This window comes from Gordonia sp. QH-12 (genome assembly GCF_001578675.1).
GTDB lineage: Bacteria > Actinomycetota > Actinomycetes > Mycobacteriales > Mycobacteriaceae > Gordonia > Gordonia sihwensis.
In genome coordinates, this window is sequence record NZ_KQ969294.1 from 59,275 (window position 1) to 85,129 (window position 25,855).

15 protein-coding genes and 1 tRNA gene are annotated in these 25,855 nt (G+C 69.5%); 9 read left to right on the forward strand and 7 right to left on the reverse strand.

The genetic code is table 11. The features are described from left to right. The first annotated feature begins 277 nt into the window (after window positions 1-277). Window positions 278-1,678, forward strand: a complete 1,401-nt coding sequence (locus Y710_RS12560) for an MFS transporter (protein WP_062367599.1) — start codon at window positions 278-280, stop codon at window positions 1,676-1,678. Beyond that, a complete protein-coding gene (locus tag Y710_RS12565; protein WP_045540120.1) occupies window positions 1,675-2,817 on the forward strand; it encodes a uroporphyrinogen-III synthase in 1,143 nt (380 codons plus the stop codon). Before Y710_RS12560 ends, Y710_RS12565 begins: the two co-directional genes overlap by 4 nt. Here Y710_RS12565 and Y710_RS12570 read toward each other — a convergent pair. The 4 genes from Y710_RS12570 to Y710_RS12585 all read right to left on the reverse strand — a co-directional run bounded on the left by Y710_RS12570 (window position 2,780) and on the right by Y710_RS12585 (window position 10,726). Then, entirely contained in the window at window positions 2,780-3,499 is a 720-nt protein-coding gene (locus Y710_RS12570; protein ID WP_006896599.1) for a sirohydrochlorin chelatase, read from the reverse strand. The genes Y710_RS12565 and Y710_RS12570 overlap by 38 nt on opposite strands. Next, on the reverse strand, window positions 3,496-3,927 hold the full coding sequence (gene nirD, locus Y710_RS12575) for a nitrite reductase small subunit NirD (RefSeq protein ID WP_006896600.1): 432 nt from the start codon (window positions 3,925-3,927) through the stop codon (window positions 3,496-3,498). The genes Y710_RS12570 and nirD overlap by 4 nt, the downstream gene beginning before the upstream one ends. Before the next feature lie 46 nt (window positions 3,928-3,973). Beyond that, the gene (gene nirB / locus Y710_RS12580) at window positions 3,974-6,493 is read right to left on the reverse strand and encodes a nitrite reductase large subunit NirB (protein ID WP_062367600.1); all 2,520 of its coding nucleotides are present in this window, start codon (window positions 6,491-6,493) and stop codon (window positions 3,974-3,976) included. A gap of 165 nt (window positions 6,494-6,658) precedes the next feature. Beyond that, complete coding sequence (locus Y710_RS12585; RefSeq protein WP_062367601.1) at window positions 6,659-10,726, reverse strand: bifunctional nitrate reductase/sulfite reductase flavoprotein subunit alpha; 4,068 nt, start codon at window positions 10,724-10,726, stop codon at window positions 6,659-6,661. Between the two features lie 114 nt (window positions 10,727-10,840). Here Y710_RS12585 and Y710_RS12590 point away from each other — a divergent pair, with 114 nt between their 5' ends. From Y710_RS12590 to Y710_RS12600, 3 genes are read left to right on the forward strand one after another with little or no spacing between them, the layout of a single operon-like run. Further along, window positions 10,841-11,974: a thiolase family protein gene (locus tag Y710_RS12590; RefSeq protein ID WP_045537008.1), complete on the forward strand. Its 1,134-nt coding sequence runs from the start codon at window positions 10,841-10,843 to the stop codon at window positions 11,972-11,974. After that, a complete protein-coding gene (locus Y710_RS12595; RefSeq protein ID WP_045536980.1) occupies window positions 11,971-12,774 on the forward strand; it encodes a crotonase/enoyl-CoA hydratase family protein in 804 nt (267 codons plus the stop codon). Before Y710_RS12590 ends, Y710_RS12595 begins: the two co-directional genes overlap by 4 nt. A gap of 5 nt (window positions 12,775-12,779) precedes the next feature. Further along, window positions 12,780-13,940 carry an FAD-dependent oxidoreductase gene (locus Y710_RS12600; protein WP_062367602.1) on the forward strand — a complete coding sequence of 387 codons (1,161 nt, stop codon included), beginning with the start codon at window positions 12,780-12,782 and terminating at the stop codon, window positions 13,938-13,940. 24 nt (window positions 13,941-13,964) lie between these two features. On the opposite strand, the gene Y710_RS12605 is transcribed toward Y710_RS12600, so the two are convergent. Next, window positions 13,965-14,480 carry a hypothetical protein gene (locus Y710_RS12605; RefSeq protein WP_006896606.1) on the reverse strand — a complete coding sequence of 172 codons (516 nt, stop codon included), beginning with the start codon at window positions 14,478-14,480 and terminating at the stop codon, window positions 13,965-13,967. Between the two features lie 290 nt (window positions 14,481-14,770). Between Y710_RS12605 and Y710_RS12610 the strand changes: the two genes are divergently transcribed. Next, complete coding sequence (locus Y710_RS12610) at window positions 14,771-16,270, forward strand: HNH endonuclease signature motif containing protein (RefSeq protein WP_052692365.1); 1,500 nt, start codon at window positions 14,771-14,773, stop codon at window positions 16,268-16,270. Window positions 16,271-16,379: 109 nt separating this feature from the next. On the opposite strand, the gene Y710_RS12615 is transcribed toward Y710_RS12610, so the two are convergent. Then, window positions 16,380-16,453, reverse strand: a tRNA-Arg gene (locus Y710_RS12615). A gap of 60 nt (window positions 16,454-16,513) precedes the next feature. Between Y710_RS12615 and Y710_RS12620 the strand changes: the two genes are divergently transcribed. Then, window positions 16,514-18,607, forward strand: a complete 2,094-nt coding sequence (locus Y710_RS12620) for a bifunctional copper resistance protein CopD/cytochrome c oxidase assembly protein (protein WP_006896609.1) — start codon at window positions 16,514-16,516, stop codon at window positions 18,605-18,607. A 30-nt stretch (window positions 18,608-18,637) separates the two neighbouring features. Here the strand turns inward: Y710_RS12620 and Y710_RS12625 are convergent, their stop codons facing one another. Further along, window positions 18,638-19,039, reverse strand: coding sequence for a TIGR02611 family protein (locus Y710_RS12625; protein WP_006896610.1), 402 nt, complete (start codon window positions 19,037-19,039; stop codon window positions 18,638-18,640). Between the two features lie 321 nt (window positions 19,040-19,360). Here Y710_RS12625 and ettA point away from each other — a divergent pair, with 321 nt between their 5' ends. Continuing rightward, a complete protein-coding gene (gene ettA, locus Y710_RS12630) occupies window positions 19,361-21,037 on the forward strand; it encodes an energy-dependent translational throttle protein EttA (RefSeq protein ID WP_006896611.1) in 1,677 nt (558 codons plus the stop codon). 206 nt (window positions 21,038-21,243) lie between these two features. After that, window positions 21,244-25,842 carry an NAD-glutamate dehydrogenase gene (locus Y710_RS12635; protein WP_062367603.1) on the forward strand — a complete coding sequence of 1,533 codons (4,599 nt, stop codon included), beginning with the start codon at window positions 21,244-21,246 and terminating at the stop codon, window positions 25,840-25,842. Window positions 25,843-25,855 lie beyond the last annotated feature (13 nt).

A 25,855-nucleotide genomic window follows, 5' to 3' on the forward strand; every position in this document is an offset into this window, starting at 1 on the left:
TTTCCGCTCGCGTATCTCGCGTCCGACACAGATGAATTTATGGACCCCGTCTGTGGAGGATCTGGCGCGCGACTGGCAGCATTCTGGGAACATCTCGGAACCGTCGGAACTGCGGCATTCCGCCGTGTTTCAGGCTGCTCACACGGCTCCCCGCATGTCGGTGAGGGCTTCATTACGCGCCCGTGATCGCCGCGGCGACCGCCCGCAACACCGCCTGCCTAGCGTCGATCGCGACCCGGTCGAATGCCCGGGCGGACGAAGGAGGCACCGCGTGCGGATGGGACCAGCTCACACCCGACCCCGAGAACGACGAGCAGTATTCGCGTCGAGGACGATCACCGACTGGGATCCGGAGGACACCGCGGCATGGGAGGCGGGCGGATCGGCGATCGCGCGGCGCAACCTGATCTGGTCGGTGGTCGCCGAGCACGTCGGATTCTCCGTCTGGACGCTGTGGTCGGTGATGGTGCTGTTCATGCCGTCGGACGTCTACGGCATCTCGGCGGGGGACAAGTTCCTCATCGGAGCCGTGGCCACCCTCACCGGGTCTCTGCTGCGTTTCCCGTACACCCTGGCGACATCGCGATTCGGCGGCCGCAACTGGACGGTCTTCTCGGCCGTCGTGCTGACCGTGCCGGTGATGGCGACGATCGTCCTTCTCGCGAATCCGGGTCAGCCGCTCTGGGTGTACCTGCTGTGCGCCGCACTCGCCGGGTTCGGCGGCGGCAACTTCGCGTCGTCGATGACGAACATCAACGCTTTCTATCCGCAGCGCCTCAAGGGCTGGGCCCTCGGTCTGAACGCGGGCGGCGGCAACCTCGGGGTGCCCGCGGTGCAGTTGGTGGGACTGCTGGTGATCGCGTGGACCGGGGTCGGCGAACCGTACTGGGTGTGCGCGGTCTACCTCGTGCTGCTCGCGGTGGCCGGGCTCGGCGCCGCGCTCTTCATGGACAACCTCGAGGGGCCGGGCGTGGACCTGTCCGCGATGCGGTCGGCGATCACCGACCGCGACACGTGGCTGATCTCGCTGCTCTACATCGGGACTTTCGGCTCGTTCATCGGGTTCTCTTTCGCCTTCTCGCAGGTACTGGCGCTGAACTTCCTCGACCGCGGCGACACCGCGGCGCAGGCCTCACTGCACGCCGCGCAGATCGCCTTCATCGGCCCGCTCCTCGGGTCGGTGGCACGGGTGTACGGCGGCAGGCTCGCCGACCGGATCGGCGGCAGCCGAGTGACGCTCGGGGTGTTCGCCGGCATGGTCGGCGCCGCGGCCGTCCTCCTGGTGGGCTCGTCCCTCGAGGTTCAGGTGGTGGGCTTCGTGGCGCTCTTCGTGCTCTCCGGGATGGGGAACGGCTCGGTGTACAAGATCATCCCGTCGGTGTTCGACGCGAAGTCCCGCGCGCTGCCGCTCGACGAGGACGGGCGGGCGGCGTACTCGCGAGCCATGTCTGGAGCGGTGATCGGGATCGCGGGCGCGGTCGGCGGACTCGGCGGCGTCGGGATCAACATGGTGCTGCGACAGTCGTATCTGAGCTCCGGGTCGGCGACCGTCGCGGTGGTGGTCTTCGCCGCCTTCTATCTCGTCGCCGCGGCCGTCACCTGGCGGGCGTACGTCGGAGTGCCGCGCGCGGCGGCCGATGCGCCCGGCGCACCGCAGTCTGCGAAGCTGTCTTCATGAGTTCTGCCACCACTGGCGACCGGTCGGCCCCGCCCTCGCTGGCGGGGTTCACCGTCGCCGTCACCGCAGCGCGCCGAGCTGAGGAGCTCGGCGCGCTGCTCATGCGACGAGGCGCACGAGTGGTCGCCGCACCGGCGATCGAGATGGTGCCGTTGGCCGACGACCCGGCGTTGCGCGCGGGCACCGATGCGGTGATCGCGGAGCCGCCGGATCTGCTGATCCCGACGACCGGAATCGGCTTCCGCGGGTGGATCGAGGCCGCGGACGAATGGGGGCTGGCCGACGAGCTGATGGGCGCCTTCGCCGGCGCGCGCATCCTTTCGCGCGGGCCGAAGGTGACCGGGGCGTTGCGTGCGGCGGGATTGCGCGAGGAATGGTCGCCCGAATCGGAGTCGTCGGCCGAAGTGCTGGCGCACCTGAGCCCCGACGACGTCGCCGGTCGGCGAGTGGCGGTTCAGCTGCACGGTGCGATCGACGGTTGGGACCCGAACCGCGACTTCGTCGACGGTCTCATCGCGATGGGAGCCGATGTCGTCTCCGTGCCGGTCTACAGCTGGCGCCGGCCCGCCGATCTCGGCGACTTCGATGCGCTGATCCACGACGTCGCCGCCCGCCGGCTGGACGCGGTGACCTTCACCTCCGGTCCGGCCGCCGTGTCGATGCTGACGCGATCGACTCAGCTGGGCGTGCGCGAGCCGTTCGTCTCCGCACTCCGGGAGGCGGTCGCCGTCTACTGCGTGGGCCCGGTGACCGCCGCGCCGCTCGAGCTGGCGGGGGTCGCCTCGCGCTGGCCGGAGCGGATGCGGCTCGGCGCGCTGGCGCGGCTCGTGGCCGAGGATCTGCCGGTCCGGGAGTCCGAACTCGCGGTGGCCGGGCACCGCCTCGGCGTGCATGCCTCGGCGGTAGTGGTCGACGGAGAGGTCCGTGATGTGCGCGCGTCGGCGCTGCGTCTGCTCAAGGCCCTCGCTCAGCGGCCGGGCACGGTGGTGTCGCGCACCGATCTACTCGCGGTGATCGGCGCGGGTGACGAACATGCGGTGGAGGTGGCGATCGGCAGGCTCCGGACCGCGCTGGGATGCCGCGAAATGATCGCGACGGTCGTCAAACGCGGCTACCGGCTGGCACTGGACGAGCAGTGAACTCGCCGGCCGAGTCGATCCGGCCGCAGGCCGCGTCGACGACCGGTGCCGCGAGGCCGAGGGGGCGGGCGACGACGTCGGCCCCCGAGTCGTCCAGGCGCTGCTGAAACAGCCCGTCGGCGAGCAGGTACGACGCCACCGCGATCCGGCGTCCGGGTGTGTCCGCACGGAGGGCGGCAACGGTGTCCGGGACCGATGCGTGAGGCGAGTCCGCGCGGGTGCTCGCGAATGCGATGCGGACCGGTGTGGCCAGCCGCGCGGACAGCAGGTGCGCGGTGGTCTCGATGTCCCGCTGCGCCACCGGGTCCGCGGAGCCGGCCGCGGCCAGGACGACGGCGTCATCGCTCGTCGCCCCGGCCTCGGCCAGGCGGATCGTGAGCGCCCGGGTCAACAGCTGAGACGGTCCCAGTGCCGGGGCCAGCCGCACCGGCCGGCGGGCCGCGGCCAGGTGCGCGGCGATGTCGACCCGCACGTGGTGTCCGCGCGCCAGGAACGCGGGCAGCACCGTGACCGGGCCGTCGGGCAGATCGGGGAGCAGGTCGCTCGGCGAGGGCCCGACGACGTCGACGAAGCTCACCGCCACCGGCTCGTCCCGGCGGCGTCCGATCTCGTCGGCGAGCCGATAGATCAGTTCCACGCCCCGTGGGTCGCGGGTGCCGTGCGCGACGAGCAGGACGGTCATCGCGGGCTCGCCGGCGAACTCGTGGCGGCCCTGAAGCCCTCGGGCCGGAAGCCGAACCGGATGTCGGGGGAGTTCGCCACGAATACGGTCCCGTCGAGCCCGATGCGCGTGCCGTACACCGGGATCCGCACTCCGGGGGAATCGAGGCAGCGTCCGTCGATGAGGCTGAACGCCTCCTTCTTCAAGGGCGAGGCGACCACCGGGAAACCGTTCCGGTCGCCGACGATGCCGCGCGACATCACCGCGGCACGCGCGATCGGATCGATGTTGCCCACCGCGCGGAGCGTGTCGTCGGCGAGCCGGAACAGCGCCACCTGCGCGCCGTCCGGCAGCAGCACGGCCACGCCGCGCAGGCGGTCGAGCCGGTCGATGTGGCACGCGGCGGTCCAGTCGCGGGTCCAACGGTGGAGGTCGAAGGCGAGGGTCATGACAGACCTTTCAGGTGTGTTCGGGGGGCGGGCGGAACGGGCCGGTTCACGACTGCGGCAGCGCGGGCGAACCGAGCAGGACCGGAACTCGGCGCCCGTGGCTCTCGCCGAAGGCGACCGTCGGGTCGGGAACGCCGGGCGCGTTGACGAAGGAGACGAACCGCCGGAGCTTGTCCGGGTCGTCGAGGACGCCCTTCCATTCGCATTCGTAGGCGTCGACGTGGCGGGCCATGTCGGCTTCGAAGTCGTCGGCCAGACCCAGCACGTCGTCGACCACGACGGCCTTGAGCCGATCGATGCCGCCGTCGAGTCCGTCGAGCCAGGCGGCGGTGCGCTGAAGTCGTTCGGCCGTGCGGATGTAGTACATGAGGAAACGGTCGATGTAGGCGACGAGGGTGGCATCGTCCAGGTCGCCGGCCAGGAGCTGCGCGTGCCGGGGAGTCATGCCTCCGTTGCCGCCGACGTACAGATTCCAGCCCTTCTCGGTGGCGATGACGCCGACGTCCTTCCCGCGGGCCTCGGCGCACTCGCGGGCACAGCCCGAGACGCCCATCTTGATCTTGTGCGGCGACCGCAGCCCGCGGTACCGCAGTTCCAGATCGATCGCCATCCGAACGGAGTCCTGCTGACCGTACCGGCACCAGTCGGAGCCGACGCAGCTCTTCACGGTCCGCAGCGACTTTCCGTAGGCGTGGCCCGACTCCATCCCGGCGTCCACCAGGCGCCGCCAGATCAGCGGCAGCTGGTCGACGGTGGCACCGAACATGTCGATGCGCTGACCGCCGGTGATCTTGGTGTACAGACCGAAGTCGCGGGCGATCTCGCCGATCAGAATCAGCTGTTCGGGCGTGACGTCGCCGCCCGGCATCCGCGGGACCACCGAATAGGTGCCGTTGCGCTGGATGTTCGCCAGGAAGTGATCGTTCGAATCCTGCAGCGAGGCCTGCTCGCCGTCGAGGATGTGGCCCGAGCCGATCGACGCCAGAATGGACGCGACCGTCGGCTTGCAGATGTCGCAGCCGGTGCCGGTGCCGAACCGTTCGACGATGCCGGAGAAGGTCCGGATGTCGCAGGCCCTGATCGTCTCGAACAGCTCGGCGCGCGACTGCGCGAAGTGCTCGCACAGGGCGGTCGACTGCTCGACTCCCTCCTCGGCCAGGATCTGCGACAGCAGCGGAACGCACGAGCCGCACGACGTGCCCGCGCCGGTGCAGCCCTTGAGGGCCGCCACATCGCATGCGCCGTCGGCGATCGCGGCGCACAGCGTGCCCTTGCTGACGTCGTTGCACGAACAGATCTGCGCGTCGTCGCCGAGCGCGCCCACCCCGAGGGCCGGTGCGTCGCCGGCCGGGCTGATCAGACTCACCGGGTCTCCCGGCAGGCTCGATCCCACCAGCGGGCGCAGGAGGCCGTATGCGCTCGCGTCGCCGACGAGCACGCCGCCGAGCAGGGTGGACGCGTCGTCGGACAGCACGAGCTTGGCGTAGACGCCGCCGATCGGGTCCGAGACCACCACGTCGAGCGCTCCGGGAGTGGCGCTCAGCGCGTCGCCGAAGCTGGCGACGTCGACGCCGAGCAGTTTGAGCTTGGTGGACATGTCGGCGCCGGGGAACACCGCAGAGCCGCCCAGCAGCCGGTCGGCGACCACCTCGGCGGTGGCGTAGCCGGGGGCCACGAGGCCGTAGCAACGACCGTCGATCGCCGCGACCTCGCCGATCGCGTAGATCGACGGGTCGCTGGTGGCACAGCGCTCGTCGGTGAGGATCCCGCCCCGTTCGGCAACCGCGAGACCGCAGTCGCGGGCGAGTTCGTCGCGGGGACGGACCCCGGCGGCGAACACCAGGAGTGCGGCGTCGACCACCGTGCCGTCGGCGAGTGTGACACGCACGCCGGCGTCGCCGGGCTCGATGGACTCGGTGCCCGACGAGAGGGACACCTCGATCCCGAGTTCGCCGATCATCCGGGCCAGGTGCTCGCCGCCCCCGGCGTCCACCTGCTGAGGCATCAGCCTCGGGTTGATCTCCACCACGTGAGGCGCCAGACCCATCAATCGAAGAGCGTTGGCGGCTTCGAGTCCGAGGAGCCCGCCGCCGACCACCATGCCGACCGGCGCGGTGCGGGCATCGCGCGCGAGGGCCCGCTCCGCGTCGGCGCGGATGGCGTCCAGATCGTCGAGGGTCCGGTAGACGTGGCAGCCCGGCGTCTCGTGTCCCGGGACCGGCGGCACGAAGGCTCGCGATCCGGTCGCCATCACCAGCGCGTCGTAGGCGATCTCGGCGCCCGAAGCGGTTCGCACCACGCGACGGTCGCGGTCGATCGCGACGACGGCGTCCCCGACCCGCAACTCCACGGCGTCGTCGCCGTCGTAGCGGTTGCCCGCCAGCGCCAGCTCGGCCCGCTCCCAGGAGCCGACGTATCCCGAGAGCCCCACGCGGTCGTACGCAGGGTCGGCCTCCTCGCCGAGCACCACCACTCGCCATCCGCCGTCGACGTCCCGGGCGCGAAGTGCCTCGACGAAGCGGTGCCCGACCATTCCGTGTCCGATGACCACCACGGTTTCGCTCATCGACTCCAGGTCCTTCCACTCGAGTTCGCAGCCGATCCGTTCGGCTCGGAAGCGACGTTACGAACGGGGTGTTGCGATGCCGCTCGGGTCGCGTTGCGGTCAGATGACGAGTCCCGCACCGGGTTTCGAGCATGTTTCGAGTCGGGGGGCGACGGGGGTGCGGCTTCAGTACACGTCGCGGACGTACCGGCCTTCGGCGGAGAGCGCCCGCAGATAGTTCTCGGCGCCGGACGGCGCGAGACGCCCGTGTTCGGCCACGATCTGCTTGAGGGTGTCGTCCACGTCGCGCGCCATGTGCTTGGCGTCGCCGCAGACGTAGACGTGCGCGCCGCGCCGCAGCCACTCCCAGATCTCCGGGGCGCGCTCGCGCATCAGATGCTGGACGTACACCTTCTCCGGCTGGTCGCGCGAGAAGGCGGTGTCCAGTCGCGTGAGGACCCCGGCCTCCCGGAACCCGGCGAGCTCGTCTTCGTAGTAGAACTCGGTGGCGCGGTGGCGTTCACCGAAGAAGATCCAGTTGTCGCCGGCGGCCCCGGACGCGGCCCGCTCGTGCAGGAAGGCCCGGAACGGAGCGATTCCGGTTCCGGGACCGATCATGATCGCCGGAGCCTCCGGGTCGACGGGCGGGCCGAACTTCTTGTTGGGCGTGATGAAGATGCGCGCGAGGTCGGCGGGGCCGCGATCGGCCAGGAATCCCGAGCACACGCCCCGGCGCGGCGCGGACTCGTCGCCGAACCGCACCACCGAGACGGTGGCCTCCACCCGTTCCGGGTGCGCGGACGGACTGGAGGAGATGGAGTAGAGGCGGGGGCGCAGCCGTCGGCACACCGAGAGCCACTGCGCCGCGGTGGCCGAGACCGGATGAGTGGCCAGTAGGTCCACCGACTGGCGGTTCCACGCCCAGTCGGCGAAGCCGGCCGGATCGTCGAGGAGGGCGCGCAGTTCGGAGTCGCCCGTCCGCTCGGCGACGAAGGCGACCAGATCGCGGGAGCAGTCGGCGATCTCGTAGTCCTCGGTGAGCGCCTGCCGGAGCGGGACGGGGGCGCCGTCGACGGTCACCGCCTCCGCGCCGTCGAGCCCCGTGCGCGCGAGCCATTCGTCGACCAGCGTCTCGCTGTTGCGCGGCCACACGCCGAGGGCGTCTCCGGCGGTGTACTCGAGGGAGCCCGGCGGCAGATGAAACGCGATGCGGCGCACCTCCTTCGCTGTACCCGTCGTCAAGACTGCGTTCTCCAGCACGCGCGCGGTGAACGGGTTCTTCCGTGAATAGCCCGGAGCCGGAGGGGATTCGGCGCAGGTCCGGGAGTCGGCAGCGGTGTCGGGGTCGTCCGGCGAGGCCGGTGAGTCCAGCACGGCGACCACCCCGGCGAGCCATGCGGCGGCCGCGGTGTCGTAGTCGGGCTCGCAGTATCCGGCGGGCGCGATCCGCTGCGCGTCCAGCGTCGCCAGCCGTGCGTCCAGTTTGCGGGCGAAACCGCAGAAATCCGCATACGACGAGTCGCCGAACCCGAGAACTGAGAAGCGCAGTCCGTCCACGTCTTGCGCGCACGCGCCGGCGAGCGCGTCCCACAGTCCGACGGCGGCATCCGGTGCGTCGCCGTCACCGGTGGTCGAGACGATGAACAGGACGTCGCCGACCAGGTCGCCGAGTCCGGTGCGTTCGGCGCTCGCATCGATCACGTCGAAGCCGGCGTCGCGCAATGCGCCGGCGCATTGCGCCGCGTACTCCTCCGCGGTGCCGGTCTGCGACGCCCATACGAGCCGGATTCTGCGCGCCGGTGAATCGACGACGGACGCGGATCCGGGTCCCGTCATCGGAACCCGGGAGAAGTATCCGGCCAGCACTCCGTCGACCCAGATCCGGGCCGGCTCCGAGAGCGGCGCCTGTGACGGGACCGTCGGAACCGCGTCGCGGGGCGGATTGGCGGTCAGGCCGCGCAGCAGACCCGCCAGATAGCCGCGCTCGGTCTCGGTCAGCACGGGCTCGCCGGCGTCGACGCGCAGGGCGACGGCCAGCGACGACGATTCGGTCGCGGTCGGATCGGCGGCGGTCGGATCGGCGGTGGTCATGGGCGGCTCCTGGTTATCGGGCACCGGTCCGGAGAGCCGGGTGAGCGCCACGGCGCACGCCTTGAACTCCGGTTGCAGCGAATCGGGGTCGACGGCATCGGTGGTCACGGCGTTCACCGCGAGCATCTCGCCGAAGGCGTCGGACCAGTGCATGGGGACGAAGCAGACGCCGGCGCTCACCGCGTCGTCGACGCGCGCGGGTACCCGTACCGCGCCGCGGCGGGATCGCACCTCCACCATGTCTCCGTCGCCGATACCCGCCGGGCGTGCGTCGTCGGGATGGATCTGCACGAAGGAGCCGGGGTCGAGCCGGCAGAGTTTCGCGACCCGGCCGGTCTTCGTCATGGTGTGCCACTGGTGCGCCAGCCGACCGGTGGTCAGGACCATCGGATAGTCGTCGTCGGGGAGTTCGGCGGGCGGCATGTGCGGGCGGGCGAGGAACCGCGCGCGCCGGTCCGGGGTGGGGAAGAGGGGACCGGGCTCGGCCGGGTCGTCGCTGAGGTAGCGGATCGGGTTGCGCGCCGGTCCGCCCGGCGCCGCCGGCCACTGAACGGGTCCTTCGCGCAGCCTCGCGTAGTCGACGCCGCGGAGGTCCCAGCCGGTCCGCGGATTGTGGAAGCCGCGGATCTCGTCGAACACGGCCGCCGCGTCGGCGTGCGAGAACCCGTCGCGGAAGCCCATGCCGCGGGCGATCTGGGAGATCAGCTCCCAGTCGGCCCGCGCCTGGCCCGGCGGCGCTACGGCGGGGGAGGTGAGACTGATGCTGCGTTCGGAGTTCACCATCGTCCCCTGCGCTTCGGTCCACAGTGCGGCGGGCAGCACGATGTCGGCGTATTCGCAGGTCTCGGTTCCGGTGAAGGCCTCCTGGACCACGACGAAGTCCGCGCGCCGGAGGGCCTGCACGACGGTCGAGCGGTTCGCCACCGAGGCCACCGGATTGGTGCAGATGATCCACGCGGCGCGGATGCGGCCATCGGCCATCGCCTCGAACATGTCGACGGTGCCGCCGCCCGGATCGGTGCTCAGCGTCCCCGGTTCGAGACCCCAGGCTGCCTCCACGTCGGCGCGGTCGCCGGCATCGAGCGCGCTGCGCTGCCCGGGCAGGCCCGGACCCATGTAGCCCATCTCGCGACCGCCCATCGCATTGGGCTGCCCGGTCAGCGAGAACGGGCCGGATCCCGTCCGGCAGATGGTTCCGGTGGCGAGATGGAGGTTGCAGACGGCATTGGTGTTCCACGTCCCGTGCGTCGACTGATTGAGCCCCATCGTCCACAGGGTCATCCAGTTCTCGGCGCCGGCGAGGATGCGGGCCGTCTCCCGCAGGGCGTCCTCGTCGACGCCGGTGAGTTCGGCGACTCGTTCGGGCGGGTAGTCGTCGAGCATCGCGGCGAGCGCGTCCCACCCCCGCGTGTGCGCGGCCACGAACTCCTCGTCCAGCCCGCCTTCGTCGACGATGAGCCGCAGCAGGCCGTTGAGCAGTGCGAGATCGGTGCCCGGCCGGACCGGGAGATGGATGTGCGCTTTGGTGGCTGTGGCGGTCCGCCGCGGATCGACCACGATCAGCCGGGCGCCCGCGGCCACCCGGTCGAGGAGGCGCAGGAACAGGATCGGGTGGCAGTCGGCCATATTGGAACCGATCACCAGGAAGGCGTCGGCGTGGTCGATGTCGTCGTAGCTGCCGGGCGGTCCGTCGGCACCGAGCGACTGCTTGTAGCCGGTCCCCGCACTCGCCATGCACAGCCGGGAGTTCGATTCGATCTGGTTGGTGCCGAGGAAGCCTTTGACCAGCTTGTTCGCCAGATACTGTGCTTCGAGTGACATCTGGCCGGAGACGTACACCGCGATGGATTCGGGGCCGTGGCGGTCACGGATCCGTGTCAGTCGGCGGGCGGTCTCGGCGATCGCGTCGTCCACGTCGGCGGGTCGGGCGTCACCGTCGCGCCGCTCCCGGATCAGAGCGGTGGTGAGTCGTCCGGGGGCGCGCAGCATGTCGACGGTGGTGGCGCCCTTGGTGCACAGCCTGCCCCGATTGGCCGGATGGCTCTTGGTGCCCCGCGCCCCCGTGACGGCCCCGTCCGCGACGTCGAGGGTCAGTCCGCATCCCACGCCGCAGTAACCGCACACGGTGTCGACGGCAGTGGGAGCCAGCGGTTCCAGGGACATGCCAGTCACGGTTCCGTGGAACTGTTTCGGCGCGTGCAGAGCGGCGTTACAGCCAGGTCAACTATCGGGACACCTCCTTCCCAACCGAGCGCTTGTTAGGGTATGAAGGACGGCATGCGAGATGCAGTGATTGTCGATGCCGTCCGTACTCCGATCGGTAAGCGGAACGGCGGCCTGTCCGAGATCCATCCCGGCGACCTGAGCGCGCACGTGCTGTCGGCGCTGGCCGACCGCGTGGGTTTCGATCCCGCCGGCGTGGACGACGTGATCTGGGGGTGCGTCAGCCAGGTCGGCGACCAGGCGGGCAGCATCGGTCGGGTCGGCGTGCTGGCCGCGGGCTGGCCCGAGTCCGTTCCGGCGACCGTCGTCGACCGTCGGTGCGGCTCGAGTCAGCAGTCGGTGCATTTCGCCGCCGCCGGCGTGATCGCCGGACAGTACGACATCGCCGTCGCCGGTGGCGTGGAGTCCATGTCGCGCGTACCGATGGGTGCCGCACGCGGTGACGGTGCTCCCTATCCGGCGTCCGTGCTCGACCGATACGGCGTGGACGGCTTCAACCAGGGCCTCGGCGCCGAGATGATGGCCAAGCGCTGGAACTTCAGCAGGCAGCAGCTCGACGAGTACTCGGCCCGCTCGCACGAGCGCACCGCCGCCGCGCAGGACGCAGGCGCCTTCGATGCACAGATCGCTCCGATCCCGGGCGGCCTCGCCGTCGACGAGGGGTTGCGCCGCGGCACCACGGCGGAGAAGCTCGGCGGGCTCAAGACCCCGTTCGACCCCGAAGGCGTCATCACCGCGGGCAACGCCTCGCAGATCTCCGACGGTGCCGGCGCCCTGCTGGTGACGACCAGCGAGATCGCCGCGGCCAACGGCTGGCGACCGATGGCGCGGGTGCACACCGCGACCCTCGCCGGCGACGACCCGGTCATCATGCTCACCGGACCGATCGCCGCCACCGCCAAGGCGCTGGACCGCTCGGGACTGGCGGTGTCCGACATCGGCGCCTATGAGGTGAACGAGGCCTTCGCGCCGGTCCCGATGGCCTGGCAGGCCGAGATCGGTGCCTCCGACGACGTCCTCAATCCGGTCGGCGGTGCCATCTCGGTGGGCCACCCGCTCGGCGGGTCGGGCGCGATCCTGATGACCCGGCTCGTCCACCACATGCGCGACAACGGGATCCAGTACGGTCTGCAGACCATGTGCGAAGCTGGAGGTATGGCGAACGCAACGATTCTGGAACTTCTGTGAGCGGCGACGTGCTGCTGGTCGAGCGCGACGGCGACGTCGTGACCTGGACCGTCAATCGACCCGAGACTCGCAATGCCATCTCCGAGGACGATGCCATCGACGCACTCGTCGACGCCGCGACGGCGGTGAACCGGGACCAGTCGGTCCGGGCGGTGATCCTCACCGGCGCCGGTTCGGCCTTCTCGGCCGGCGGCAACGTCAAAGACATGGCGGCCGCGGCGGGTCTGTTCGGCGGGGCTCCGCACCAGCAGCGCGTCGGTTATCGCGAGGGCATCCAGCGGATACCGCGCGCGATGTACGCGCTCGAGGTGCCGGTGATCGCGGCCGTCAACGGCCCCGCGGTGGGCGCCGGGTGCGATCTGGCGCTGATGTGCGACATCCGGATCGCCTCGAACACGGCCTTCTTCGCCGAGAGCTTCGTGAAGCTCGGGCTGATCCCCGGCGACGGCGGCGCGTGGCTGCTGCCCCGGGCGATCGGGCCGGCGCGGGCCGCAGAAATGGCACTGACCGGCGATCGCGTCGACGCCGCGACGGCGCTCAAGTGGGGCATCGTCTCGCGCGTCGTCGAACCGGCCGATCTGTTGCCGACCGCTCGTGAGATCGCGTCGCGGATCGCCGCGAACCCACCGGTGGCGGTGCGCATGACCAAGAAGCTCCTGCGGGAGTCCTCGCAGCAGACCCTCGACCAGCTGCTCGAGCTCTCGGCGACCATGCAGGCGGTGGCGCACCACACCGAGGACCATCGGGAGGCCGTCGCCGCGTTCCTCGAGAAGCGGCCCGGACGGTTCACCGGGGCGTAGTCGCCGTGCGGGTGGTCGTCGTGGGTGCGGGCATCGCCGGGTTGACCGCTGCCGCGGCCCTGGTCCGCGACGGCCATGACGTGGTCGTTCTCGAATCTCGACGGCAGTCGACCGGCGGCGCGGGCATCAGTCTCTGGCCGAACGCGCTGGCAGCACTGGACTGGATCGGCCTCGGCGACGCGGTCCGGTCGCAGTCGGCACGCGTGGGCGGCGGAGCACTGAGGTGGCGAGACGGAACGTGGATCCGGAAGCCTCCGCCGGGCGCGCTCGCCGCGGCGGCCGGCGAGGAACTCGCCGTCATTCTGCGGGGAACGCTGCACGAGGTGCTCGCCAGTGCGCTGCCCACCGACTCGGTGCGCACCGGTGTCGCCGTGCAGACCGTGCGCACCGTGGGCCGCGAGGCAGTCGTGACCCTGGCCGGCGGTGCTCAGATGCGAGCCGATCTCGTCGTCGGCGCGGACGGAACGCATTCCCGTATCGCCCGCGGTTTCAACGACCGTCTGTCGAGCAGGTACGCCGGGTACACCGCGTGGCGTGGCGTGGCCGACATCTCGATCGACCCCGATCTCGCAGGCGAGATGATCGGCCCGCGGTCGCAGTTCGGCGCGGTGCCGCTTCCGGCCGGGCGGACGTACTGGTTCGCCACGGCACAGGCCCCGGAGGCCGCGGTCTTCGACGACGAGCGCGCCGAGGTCGCTCGCGTCGGCAGAGGCTGGCCGGAGCCGGTCGACGCGGTGATCGCAGCGACGCCGTCTTCGGCGCTGATGCGACACGACCTGTACGACCGGCCCGTCGCACGCCGGTGGTACGACGGTCGTGCGGTGATCATCGGCGACGCCGCTCACCCGATGCGTCCGCATCTGGGGCAGGGCGGATGTCAGGCGATCGAAGACTCCGTCGTACTGGCGGCCGCTCTCCGCACGAGTGCGGGTCCGGAGGATGCACTGCAGCGCTTCCATGACGTGAGGCGTCGCCGAGTGCGACGGGTGGTCCGTGAATCACAGATGATCGGCCGCATTGTGAATGCGCCGCAAACCCTGTTCTGGGGCCGTGTCATTCGGGGAAGTCGAATTCTTCCGGATCGCATCCTCCTGCGCCATTTGTGCGATATCGCGGGCCGTGACGCATTCACGAGGCAATTGGCGCCAGTGCGTTCTGCTCGATGACTCGACGGCCGCCTGAACTCCGCCTCACCCGATCATGACGTCGCCGTGGAACATGTTCGGAGTCGCGCCCGGCGCGCAACCGTGGAACGACGAGGTCGCCATCGGACCCATCACCCCGACTTCGTTCATCATCCCGCTGCCCTTGCGGACGGAGATCTTCACCGCGTACGCGCCGCTGAGCTGGGCGGGGACGATGTTGGGGGAGGTCTCGGTGATCGGGTAGACGAGCGAGGCGGTGTCGCCGTGTGTCCAGATGCACGTCACCGGGCCCTTCACCTGGAACGGAGTCTTGTGCATACCGTCCATGATCGTCGCGACGTAGGTCCCGTGGGTCTTGCCGTCCATGTCGCGTGCACCTTGCGCCTCGATGTTCAGCAGGTGGACGCCGGGGGCGATCATCAAGTCGCCGTCGATCGCGAGTTTCGCCGGATCGGTCATGTGCGGTGCGGCAGCGGCCATGCCGGGCGCCGCGGCGGCGCCGAGCAGGGAGAGGGCGCCGATTCCGGCCACCGTCGCCGTCCGAACGATTCGATTGTTCATGTCGGTATCTCCTTTGACTGCATGCATCTGACGACGAATACGACGCTACGCCGAAGTCGTCGTTGTGAGAACAGCTGAATGCTGTCGCAAACGAAAGGAAGTCACCGAATTTCGCGGTGGCACCGGATTCGTCGGAAATGCGCGTGAATCTCGGGTGTGAGTGACTGTTCTCGAGCGGAGGGGCGAGCGTCGACGAGAGTCTAAGAATATCGAATTACACTATTGCCATATGAGATTCAATCACATAATATGGGTACATAAGTTCGATATGTGTTGCAGGGGAGGCGGACATGACGAACCCGAGCATCGACGCTGCGGGGGTGGGTGGCGTCGACACGTCTGACGCTGCCGCACAGGATCTCGCCGACATCACCGCGGTCGCGGAGATCGCCCGTCAGGAGTCCCACCTTGCGTGGTTGCGGCTCGGGCACCTGTATGCGATGCAGCGGCGTCGTGCCGCGGGCTCGGCCGGTGACGTCGAGTCCGCACGACTGCTGGCCGATGCCACCGCCATCGTGGGCGCTGAGGCCGCTATCGTGCAGGCGGTCTCGAAGGACACCGGTATCCGACAGGTCACCCTCGCCGTCGAAGCCTCCGAACGTCTGCCGCAGACCGCACGCCTGCTCCGCGACGGAGTCATCAGCGCACGTGCATTCGGCGCCATCGTCCTGCAGTGCGGCGCGGTCACCGACGCCGCGCTGATGGCAGCCATCGACGCCGAGATCGCTCAGGACCTCCGCGGGCACGGCGCTGTGTCGATGAGTGTGGCCGAGCAGACCGCGCGCCGGTTCGTCGCCGAGTACGACGCCGACGGGGTGCGCGACAAACGCCGCGCCAACACGCCCGGCGTCACCATCGCCCACGACGTCGACCAGTCCGCCCTCACCGTCGCCACCCGCGCGGAGGACGTGACTCTGATGGACAAGGCCACCAGGGCGCGCGCCGCCCGGGTGTGCGAGGCGGACTCCCGCACCGTCGGCCAGCGGCGCGCCGATGTGGTCGTCGCCGCCGTACTCGGCACCCGGTTCGGCTGCGACTGCGGCCGCGATGACTGCCCGGCACGTGCGGCCGAGGAAGAGGTCCGGGCGCAGTTCGCCAAGATCGTCGTGCACGTCGTCGTCGACGCGTCCACATTGTCCGGCGGCGGGGACAAGGCCGCCTATCTCGACGGTTTCGGCGTGATCGACGCACATCACGCGAGGGAGATCGCCGCTCGCGCGGATGCGACGGTGCGGCCGCTCGACATCGCAGGCTTGGCCGAGCAGACCGCGCAGGCAGGCAACCCGTACCGCCCGACCGCTGCCTGCGACGCCGCCGTCCGCGCCGTGCACGGCACTTGCTCGGTGCCCGGCTGCAACCGGTCAGCGTGGGCGTGCGATCTCGATCATGTCTGCGAGTACAACCATGCCCAGCCGGCAGCTGGCGGGCAGACCTGCCCGTGCAACTTGAATCCGAAGTGTCGTTTCCATCATCTGATCAAGACCTACGCCGACGGCTGGCTGGATGATCAAGTCGTCGATGCGAATGGCGTGATCTGGACCGAGACCACCACGCCGTCGGGCTACACCGTCCGGGCCCGCGCCAGGAACCACTGGCTCCTGCCCGACCTCGGTTCGGTGCCGTGCCTGCACGGCGCACCCGTCGCGCCCGGATTCGTCGACACGACGACGCAGCCGGGACGGTCACGGACCCGTACTCAGGCCAAACACGCGTACCGAATGCGGCTCCGGTCGCAGCGCCGCTGCGGTGAGAGTCCGGTCCTCGACAGTCCGGGCGAACCGCCCTTCTGAGTCGGTCCCGGACTCACCGTCGCCACCGGTGAGATTCCGGCCACGTCCCTCTCGTCGGGACGAGGCTCCACCTCGTCGTGCGGCGAACCAGCGTCTCTGCAGGTCAAAGCGCCCCCAGCAGGACTCGAACCTGCGACCTAGAGATTAGAAGGCTCTTGCTCTATCCATCTGAGCTATGGAGGCTTGCCGGCCCTCGACAGGTGCCGGCGAAGGACTACTATATCCCGTCCTACAGTGGACACCATGACAGTGACGTCCGCCGGGCCGGCGGAGCAACCAGTGCGCGATCGGCTGACCGACCCGTCGGGGGTGCGGTCGGTCCTCATCGCGCTGCTGGCAGTCGTCGGATCGATCGCCGCGGTCATCGTGACCGCGGCGTCGGCGGCGACGGCGTTGCAACTGACCGGTGTGCCCGATCCGGGGTGGCTCACCACCTACGGGATGCCGGTGATGACGGTGATCGGCCAGCTCAGCGCCGCCATCGGTCTCGGCTGCGTGGTGTTCGCCGCCTTCTTCGTGCCCTCGCAGGACAACGGGGCGCTCGACGTCGGCGGCTTCCGCGCCATGCGCTGGGCGGCCACGTCGATGACTGTCTGGGCGGTGTGCGCCTTGGCGATGATCCCGCTGTCGATCTCCGACGTCAGTGGCTCACCGCTCTCCGAGACCCTCGTCCCGAAGAACCTGATGACCGCCTACGGGGTGGTCGCCGACGGCCGCTACTGGCTGTGGACCGCGATCTTCGCCGTGCTTGCGGCGGTGGTGGCGCGGGTGGCGATGCGCTGGGGATGGACGTTCCTCGCGATGGCGCTGGCGCTGCTGTCGCTCATGCCGTCGGCGCTGCTGGGGCATTCGTCGGCCGGCGGTGCGCACGATCTCGCGACCAACAGCTTGATCCTGCACATCGTGGCGGCCGCCCTATGGATGGGTGGGCTGATGGCCGTCCTGGCGTATGCGTTCGGTGACGGCCGGTGGCGGACGCTCGCCGTGGCCCGTTACTCGCGGGTGGCGTTCTGGTGTCTGCTGGTGGTGGCGCTCAGCGGCATCATCAACGCGCTGGTCCGCATGTCCCTGGGGGATCTGCTCACGACCACCTACGGTCTGGTGGCCGTCGGAAAGTTCGTCGCGGTGGTCCTCGCCGGACTACTCGGCGGCCTGCACCGCAAGGTCACGATCGACGAACTCGCAGCCACCGACGAGCCGCGCAAGTCGCTGTTCGTGCGGTTCGCCGTCGTCGAACTGGTGGTGTTCGCGGTCGCCTTCGGCCTCGGCGCCGGGCTGTCGCGCACGCCGCCGCCGGTGTTGGGGACGGCGAACGTCTCGCCGATGGAGTTGAAGATCGGATACGACCTCGACGGTCCGCCGACCTTCACGAAACTGTTCGTCGACTGGCGCTTCGACCTCATCTTCGGCACCTTCGCGATCGTCGCGGCCATCGTCTACCTGCGGGGCGTGTACCGGCTGCACAAACGCGGAGACAAGTGGCCGGTGGGCCGGACGGTGTCGTGGCTGCTCGGCTGCGCGGCGCTGTTGATCGCGACCTCATCGGGTTTCGGCCGGTACGCGCCGGCGATGTTCAGCATCCACATGATGAGCCACATGATGCTGTCGATGCTGGTTCCGGTGCTCCTGGTCCTCGGCGGCCCGGTGACGTTGGCGCTGCGCGCGATCCCGCCCGCCGGACGCGGCAACCCGCCCGGGCCGCGCGAATGGATCCTCACCGCGATCCACAGCCCGTACTCGCGCTTCATCACCAATCCGTTCATCGTGGTCACGCTCTTCGTCGGCAGCTTCTACGTGCTGTATCTGGGCGGGCTGTTCGATGCGGTGGTCGAGAACCACTCCGCGCACCTGCTGATGAATCTGCACTTCCTGGTCAGCGGGTATCTGTTCTACTGGCTCGTGATCGGGATCGATCCCGCACCGCGGCAGATCAGTCCGGTGGCCAAGCTCGGCGTCGTGTGGGGATCGCTGCCGTTCCACGCCTTCTTCGGCGTCGCGCTGATGATGACCGGCTCGATCATCGCTGAAACCTACTACCGCTCGCTGCAGCACCCGTGGAATTTCGACATGGCGGCCGATCAGCGGATGGGCGGTGGCATCGCATGGGCGACCGGTGAGTTCCCGCTGGTGGTGGTGATGCTGGCACTGCTGATCCAGTGGCACCGGCAGGACGATCGCGCGGCCCGCAGGTTCGACCGCAAGGAGGAGCGGGACGACGACGCCGAGTTGGAGAGCTACAACCAGATGCTGCGGCGGATGAACGCCCCGGCACCCGTGTCCGCCGAGGCCGAGACGGGAGCCGAGGATCTCGCAGCGCAGGGCGACGGCGAGAGATAACCGCCGCGGCCGGGCCCGCCCGGCGGGCGGCTATGCGATCGCGAGTTGGAGTTGGCCGAGCTGAAGCGCACGCTGATGCTCGATCCAGCTGCGGAAATACACCAGGCCCGAGTGGTAGTCGAGGTGTCCGGCGGTCCACGTGCGCGCGGCGTGTGCCACGTCGGCGGTCATCTCGCCCGCCTTGTGGAGCAGTCTGCGCATGAACGAGGTCACGCGGTGCGCCCATTCGAACTCGGTGGACAGGACGCCGAGGCCGAGGAAGAAGGTCACCCAGCCGGGGCCCGGGATCGGCAAGGGGATCATCACCAGGCCGGCGAGCACCAGAAGTGTGCCGACGAAGCCGACGCCGATGCGGTAGAAGCGGTTGAGGACCGGTTGCTGACGGATCGCATAGCGTCGTCGCCGGTGCCAGATCTTCAACCGGAGTCGCATCGTGGACAGATCCCCTCGTCGTCGTAGCGGTTACCCACAGGTAACGGGTGGCCCCGCAGGGCGGTTCCCAGTGTGACACACCACACTGTGGATCGTCAGGTGCGCAGCCGTGTGTCACGTATTCGACCCACGGCCCGGGGCACGCATCGCCGCGGCGGCCGGGTACCGCGGCCGTCCGGAATCGGCCCGCGCCGGGACCGATAGGATGGACCACAGAACCATGCGCCGGCGCAGAGGCGTTCGGCCAGCATGTCCGAAGAGCAGTCATTTTCAGAGCAATCATTTCGTCGCAGCGAAGGCTGCAGGCAGGAGCTGTAACCGGTGGCCGGTGAGTTCATTTACACGATGAAGAAGGTGCGCAAGGCGCACGGCGACAAGGTGATCCTCGACGACGTCACCATGAGCTTCTACCCCGGAGCCAAGATCGGTGTCGTCGGTCCCAACGGCGCGGGCAAGTCGTCGATCCTGAAGATCATGGCCGGGCTCGACCAGCCCAGCAACGGCGAGGCCTTCCTCGATCCGGAGGCCACCGTCGGCATCCTCCTGCAGGAGCCGCCTCTCAACGAGGAGAAGACGGTCAAGGAGAACGTCGAGGAGGGCATGGGCGAGATCAAGGTGAAGCTCGACCGCTTCAACGAGATCGCCGAGCTCCTGGCCACCGATTACTCCGACGAGCTGATGGAGGAGATGGGCAAGCTCCAGGAGGAGCTCGACAACGCCGACGCCTGGGACCTCGACTCGCAGCTGGAGCAGGCGATGGACGCCCTGCGGTGCCCGCCGCCGGACTCTCCGGTCACGAACCTCTCGGGCGGTGAACGCCGACGGGTGGCGCTCTGCAAGCTCCTGCTCCAGAAGCCCGACCTGCTGCTCCTCGACGAGCCGACCAACCACCTCGACGCAGAGAGCGTGCTGTGGCTGGAGCAGTTCCTGGCGAACTACCCGGGCGCCGTGCTCGCCGTGACGCACGACCGCTACTTCCTCGACCACGTCGCTCAGTGGATCTGCGAGGTGGACCGCGGCAAGCTGCACGGCTACGAGGGCAACTACTCGGCCTACCTGGAGAAGAAGGCCGAGCGCCTCGAGGTCCAGGGCAAGAAGGACCAGAAGCTGCAGAAGCGCCTCAAAGAGGAGCTCGCGTGGGTCCGCTCGGGCGCCAAGGCCCGCCAGACCAAGAACAAGGCCCGCCTGGCCCGCTACGAGGAGATGGCGGCCGAAGCCGAGAAGCACCGCAAGCTCGACTTCGAGGAGATCCAGATCCCGACCCCGCCGCGGCTGGGCAACGTGGTGGTCGAGGTGAGTCACCTGGACAAGGGCTTCGACGGTCGCGTGCTGATCAAGGACCTCTCGTTCACTCTGCCCCGCAACGGCATCGTCGGCGTGATCGGCCCCAACGGCGTCGGCAAGACGACCCTGTTCAAGACGATCGTCGGGCTGGAGCAGCCGGACTCGGGCGAGGTGAAGGTCGGCGAGACCGTCAAGCTCAGCTACGTCGATCAGGGTCGCTCGAACATCGATCCGAAGAAGACGGTGTGGGAGGTGGTCTCCGACGGTCTCGACTACATCGAGGTGGGCCAGAACGAGATGCCTTCGCGCGCCTACGTCAGCGCCTTCGGCTTCAAGGGCGCCGATCAGCAGAAGCCGTCCGAGGTCCTCTCGGGCGGTGAGCGCAACCGGCTGAACCTGGCGCTGACCCTGAAAGAGGGCGGCAACCTGATCCTGCTGGACGAGCCGACCAACGACCTCGACGTCGAGACTCTCAGCTCGCTGGAGAACGCGCTGCAGGAGTTCCCCGGCTGCGCCGTCGTGATCTCCCACGACCGCTGGTTCCTGGACCGGACCTGTACCCACATCCTGGCGTGGGAGGGCAACGTCTCCGAGGGCCAGTGGTTCTGGTTCGAGGGCAACTTCGAAGCCTACGAGGCCAACAAGGTGGAGCGTCTCGGTGCCGACGCGGCCCGCCCGCATCGCGTGACGCACCGTCGCCTCACTCGCGACTGAACGGTCCGCCGCCGAACCGCGGCACCGAACCCGAACAGAGCCGATCCGGAACGTCCGGATCGGCTCTGTCGCTCTCGCGCGGGATCCGAACACGCGGCGCCACGGCGCGGTAACGTACGAGCCGTACGACGCTAGCAAGGTGGATCCCCGGCCGCCGGTCGGCTCGTGTTGCGCTCTGCCTTGGTCCACTAGGGAGGCAGATCAGAGTGACCGTCCCATTCGCTACGGAGTTCGCGGCCTACTATTTTCCCGATTTCTCCGACGGCGCCGCCGTCGCGTCGTCGGCCTGGGACCGCCTCGAGCGTCATCTGCGCCTCGGCGAGGTCCGTGAGCCGGGGGAGACCGCGGTCGCGACCACCGATCTGCCGGACGGATCGATCCAGATTCAGATCGTCGCCGACGACGCCCCGCTGCTCGTCGAATCGACGCTGGCGGTGCTGGACAGCCGTGGTCTGACGATCGTCGCGAACGACCATCCGGTGCTCGCCGTCCGCCGCGATGACCAGGGGCGGATCGTCGGCCTCGACGATGTGGTCGTGGTCGGCGGCGACGAGGCGGGAGCCGAGTCGTGGATCAGCGTCACCACAGCCCCCGCGTCCGGCGTCGACGGTGACGAACTGTGCGCCGACGTCGGCGCGGCACTCACCCGGGCACAGGCGGTGCACGCCGACGCCGCCCAGATCCATCGACGGCTGCTGAGCTTCGCGGACGCGTTGAGCGCGGACGACGAGGACGCGGACCTGCTGAGCTGGTTCGCCACCCGCGACAACTTCCTGCCCGTGGGCGCCCGCACCGCCGGCGGGCACGCGGAGAACGGCCTCGGGGTGTGGCGCGATCCGGACACCGACCGGCCGGAGCCGGTGGCGGGCGAGGAGCCGGTCGGCGTCGACCAGGTGTATCTGCCGACCGGTCTGCTCCGCAGCCGCTTTCCGATCATGGTGCGCGTCCGACTGGACGGCGTCGAGCACCAGGTGGTCGGCACCATCACCTCGATCGGCCTGTACCAGTCGGTGCGGTCGGTGCCCGGAGTCCGCGGCCGGGTGGCCGATGTCCTGCGTGGACTGGGTCTGAGCGAGGACTCCTACAGCGGACTGGCGGCGCTGGAACTGCTGCAGACGTATCCGCTCGCGGACCTGATGGCCGGCGACAGTGCCGAGCTCACCCGCCGGATCGGCGAACTCCTCGAGGCCCAGACCTCGCGTAATCCGCGGTTCTACGCCAGGACCGGTCCCGCTCGCGGTTTCGCGAGTGTGCTCATCTTCATTCCCCGCGAGACCTACTCGACCGCGGTGCGGTCGAGGGTTGTCACGTTGCTCGAGGAGGACCTCGGCGGCAGCCGTACTGAGTTCCTGACCCGCCTCTCGCACTCGCCGCTGGCCCAGCTGCAGGTGCTGATGCGCACCGATCCCGAGGCGCGGCACCGGGTCGACGACCGCCTGCTCGACCGGTTGAACGAGGCGGTCCGCTCGTGGCCGGACCGGGTGCGCGCGGTGCGGGAGGCCGACCCGGAGGTCGCCCGGCTGCTCGGCACCGTCAGCGAACGCTACCGGGACGAGCGGGATCCGCAGGATGCGGCCGTCGACCTGCCGATCGCGGCGGGCCTGGCCCCCGGCGGACTGCACGTCAGACTCGACCGGACCGATCCGGAGGCCTGGCGGTTCGTCCTCTACCTCGCCGACCAGCGTGCCGCGTTGACGCAGATCCTCCCGATGCTCCAGAGCCTGGGCCTGACCGTCCTCGACGAGCATCCGCACGTGGTGGACCGCCCGGACGGGGTGCAGGTGGCCGTCTACGACTTCACGGTCCGGCCCGCGCCGCACGTCGACGTCGCCGAGGCCGGCGACGTGGACGCGCGGATCGCCGAGGCGTTCTCCGACATGTGGCTCGGCGTCACGGAGGTGGATGCGCTCGGCGAGTTGGTGCTGCGCGCGGGGCTGACGTCCCGGACGGTGGCGATGATCCGCGCGTATGCCCGCTACCTCAATCAGTGCGGCGTCGGATTCGCGATGACCCACGTGGCCGCGGTCCTCGGCAACCATCGCGGTGTCACCAACGGGCTCGTGGAGTTGTTCGAGGCCAGTTTCGATCCGGACGGCGCGGAACCCGGACGGCGCGACCGTGCGCTCGAGGATCTGCGCGCGCGCATCGCGGAGATCCTCAGCTTGGACGCGGACCGAGTGGTGAGCGCGCTCGCATCGGCGGTCGAGGCCACCCTGCGGACCAACTTCTACGCAGACTCCGGCGACCCGGCGGCCAGCATCGGACCGACGATCGCGATGAAGCTCGACACCGGCGCGATCCCGCAGGCCCCGCAGCCGAGGCCGAAGTTCGAGATCTACGTGTACTCACCCAGGGTGGAGGGGGTGCATCTGCGGTTCGGCGATGTGGCGCGCGGGGGACTCCGCTGGTCGGACCGTCGTGAGGACTTCCGCACCGAGATCCTGGGGCTGGTGAAGGCGCAGGCGGTCAAGAACGCGGTGATCGTGCCGGTCGGCGCCAAGGGCGGTTTCGTCCTCCGTCACCCCCCGGTGGCGACCGGCGACGCGGCCGTCGATCAATCGGCACTGCGGGAGGAGGGAATCGCGTGCTACCGGGCGTTCATCGCGGCCCTGCTGCAGATCACCGACAACCTCGATCCGGCCACCGGCCGGGTGCGGCCGCCGGCGCGCGTCCTCCGGCGCGACGGCGACGATCCGTACCTGGTGGTCGCCGCAGACAAGGGCACGGCCAGCTTCTCCGACATCGCGAACGAGGTCGCCGACCACTACGGTTTCTGGCTCGCCGACGCGTTCGCATCGGGCGGCTCGGTCGGCTACGACCACAAGGCCATGGGCATCACGGCCCGTGGAGCGTGGGAGTCGGTCAAGAGACACTTCCGCGAAATGGGAGTCGACACGCAGACCCAGGACTTCACCGTGGTCGGCATCGGCGACATGAGCGGTGACGTCTTCGGCAACGGCATGCTGCTCTCGCGGCACATCCGGCTGGTGGCTGCCTTCGACCACCGGCACATCTTCATCGACCCGGATCCCGTGGCCGCGACCTCCTACGCCGAGCGGGCCAGACTCTTCGCACTGCCGCGGTCGACCTGGGACGACTACGACCGCAGCCTGATCTCCGCAGGCGGCGGCGTGTGGTCACGCGAACAGAAGTCGATCGACGTCACACCGCAGATGCGGGACGCCCTCGGGCTCGACGACGCCGTGGAGAGGATGTCGCCGCCCGACCTGATCCGCGCAGTGCTCCTCGCGCCGGTCGACCTGCTGTTCAACGGCGGCATCGGGACGTACGTGAAGGCGTCGGACGAGGCCGACGCGGAAGTGGGAGACAAGGCCAACGACCCGATCCGGGTCACCGGCGGGCAGCTCCGGGTCCGGGTGGTCGGCGAGGGAGGCAATCTCGGCGTCACCCAGCGCGGCCGGATCGAGGCCGATCTGGCGGGAGTGCGCATCAACAGCGACGCCCTGGACAACTCGGCGGGTGTCGACTGCTCCGACCGCGAGGTCAACATCAAGGTGCTGTTGGGCTCGCAGATCTCGGCGGGCGTGCTGGACGCCGACGACCGCAACGACCTGCTGTTGTCGATGACCGACGACGTCGCCGAACTGGTCCTCGCGGACAACATCGACCAGAACGCCGAACTCGGTCTCGCGCGCGACACCGCGGGAGAGGACGTGGAACTGCACGCGCGGATGCTCGCCCACCTCGCGTCGACCGGCGTCGATCTGGAACTCGAGGCCCTCCCGACTCCGGAGCAACTGCGCAGACGCCGCGCGGGCGATCTCCAGCGCGGACTCACCAGCCCCGAGCTGGCGACGATGATGGCCCATGTGAAGCTCGACGCCAAGAGCAGGCTGCTGGAGTCGGGTCTGCCGGACAACGACATGTTCGACGCGCTGGCGTCGGGCTACTTCCCCGAACCCCTGCGCGCCAGGTTCGCCGCGGGAATCCGGACTCACCGTCTCCGGCGGGAGATCGTCACCACGGTGCTGGTCAACAGGATCGTCGCCGACGGAGGCATGACACACCTGTACGCGCTGGGGGAGACCTCCGGAACCGAAGTCGAGGATGCGACGCGTGCGACGGTGGTGGCGATGCGGGTGTTCGGTGCCGCCGCGCTGCTGGAGGAACTGAGGACCGAGCAGGTCTCCGCCACGACGGTCGACGACGCGACCCGCCGGATCCGCAACCTGCTCGCGGCGGGGTCGCGCTGGTTTCTCGCGCACCGTCCGCAACCGCTCGCGATCGCCGCCGAGACCACCCGGTACGCGCAGGTCGCGGATCTGGGAGGACGCCTGGACGAATGGCTCACCGGTACGGCCGAGCGCTCGGTGCGGGAACGGGCCGCGGCCCTCGCCGACAGCGGCGTCCGGCCCGCACTGGCGCAGGCGGTGGCGATCAGTCCCTACCGGCTGCAACTGCTCGACGTGCTCGACATCGCCGAGATCTCCGACCGCTCGCCCGACGAGGTGGGCGAGCTGCTGTTCGCGGTGGTCGAGCGGTTCGGGATCGACGAGCTGGTCTCCCAGATCGCCGAACTCGGGCACGCCGACCGGTGGACCCAGCTGGCACGGTTGTCGTTGCGCGACGAGGTGTTCGCGGTGCTGCGCTCGCTGACGCGTGCGATCCTGACGATGTCCGAGCCCGAGGAGCCGGCCGCCCAGAAGATCTCGGACTGGTCGCAGGCGAGGTCGGCGATGATCGCGCGGACCGAGTCGACACTCGCCGATCTGGCCGCCACCGGCCGGTGGGACCTCGCCACCCTGTCGGTGGCGGTGCGCTCGTTGCGTAGTGTGGTCGGCTAGGAGGCACACAGCG

Coding starts and splice junctions, on each gene's coding strand:
- Y710_RS12560 (WP_062367599.1), top strand. CDS start 278: ATGGGACCAGCTCACACCCGACCCCGAGAACGACGAGCAGTATTCGCG.
- Y710_RS12565 (WP_045540120.1), top strand. CDS start 1,675: ATGAGTTCTGCCACCACTGGCGACCGGTCGGCCCCGCCCTCGCTGGCG.
- Y710_RS12570 (WP_006896599.1), bottom strand. CDS start 3,499: ATGACCGTCCTGCTCGTCGCGCACGGCACCCGCGACCCACGGGGCGTG.
- nirD (WP_006896600.1), bottom strand. CDS start 3,927: ATGACCCTCGCCTTCGACCTCCACCGTTGGACCCGCGACTGGACCGCC.
- nirB (WP_062367600.1), bottom strand. CDS start 6,493: ATGAGCGAAACCGTGGTGGTCATCGGACACGGAATGGTCGGGCACCGC.
- Y710_RS12585 (WP_062367601.1), bottom strand. CDS start 10,726: ATGTCCCTGGAACCGCTGGCTCCCACTGCCGTCGACACCGTGTGCGGT.
- Y710_RS12590 (WP_045537008.1), top strand. CDS start 10,841: ATGCGAGATGCAGTGATTGTCGATGCCGTCCGTACTCCGATCGGTAAG.
- Y710_RS12605 (WP_006896606.1), bottom strand. CDS start 14,480: ATGAACAATCGAATCGTTCGGACGGCGACGGTGGCCGGAATCGGCGCC.
- Y710_RS12610 (WP_052692365.1), top strand. CDS start 14,771: ATGACGAACCCGAGCATCGACGCTGCGGGGGTGGGTGGCGTCGACACG.
- Y710_RS12620 (WP_006896609.1), top strand. CDS start 16,514: ATGACAGTGACGTCCGCCGGGCCGGCGGAGCAACCAGTGCGCGATCGG.
- Y710_RS12625 (WP_006896610.1), bottom strand. CDS start 19,039: ATGCGACTCCGGTTGAAGATCTGGCACCGGCGACGACGCTATGCGATC.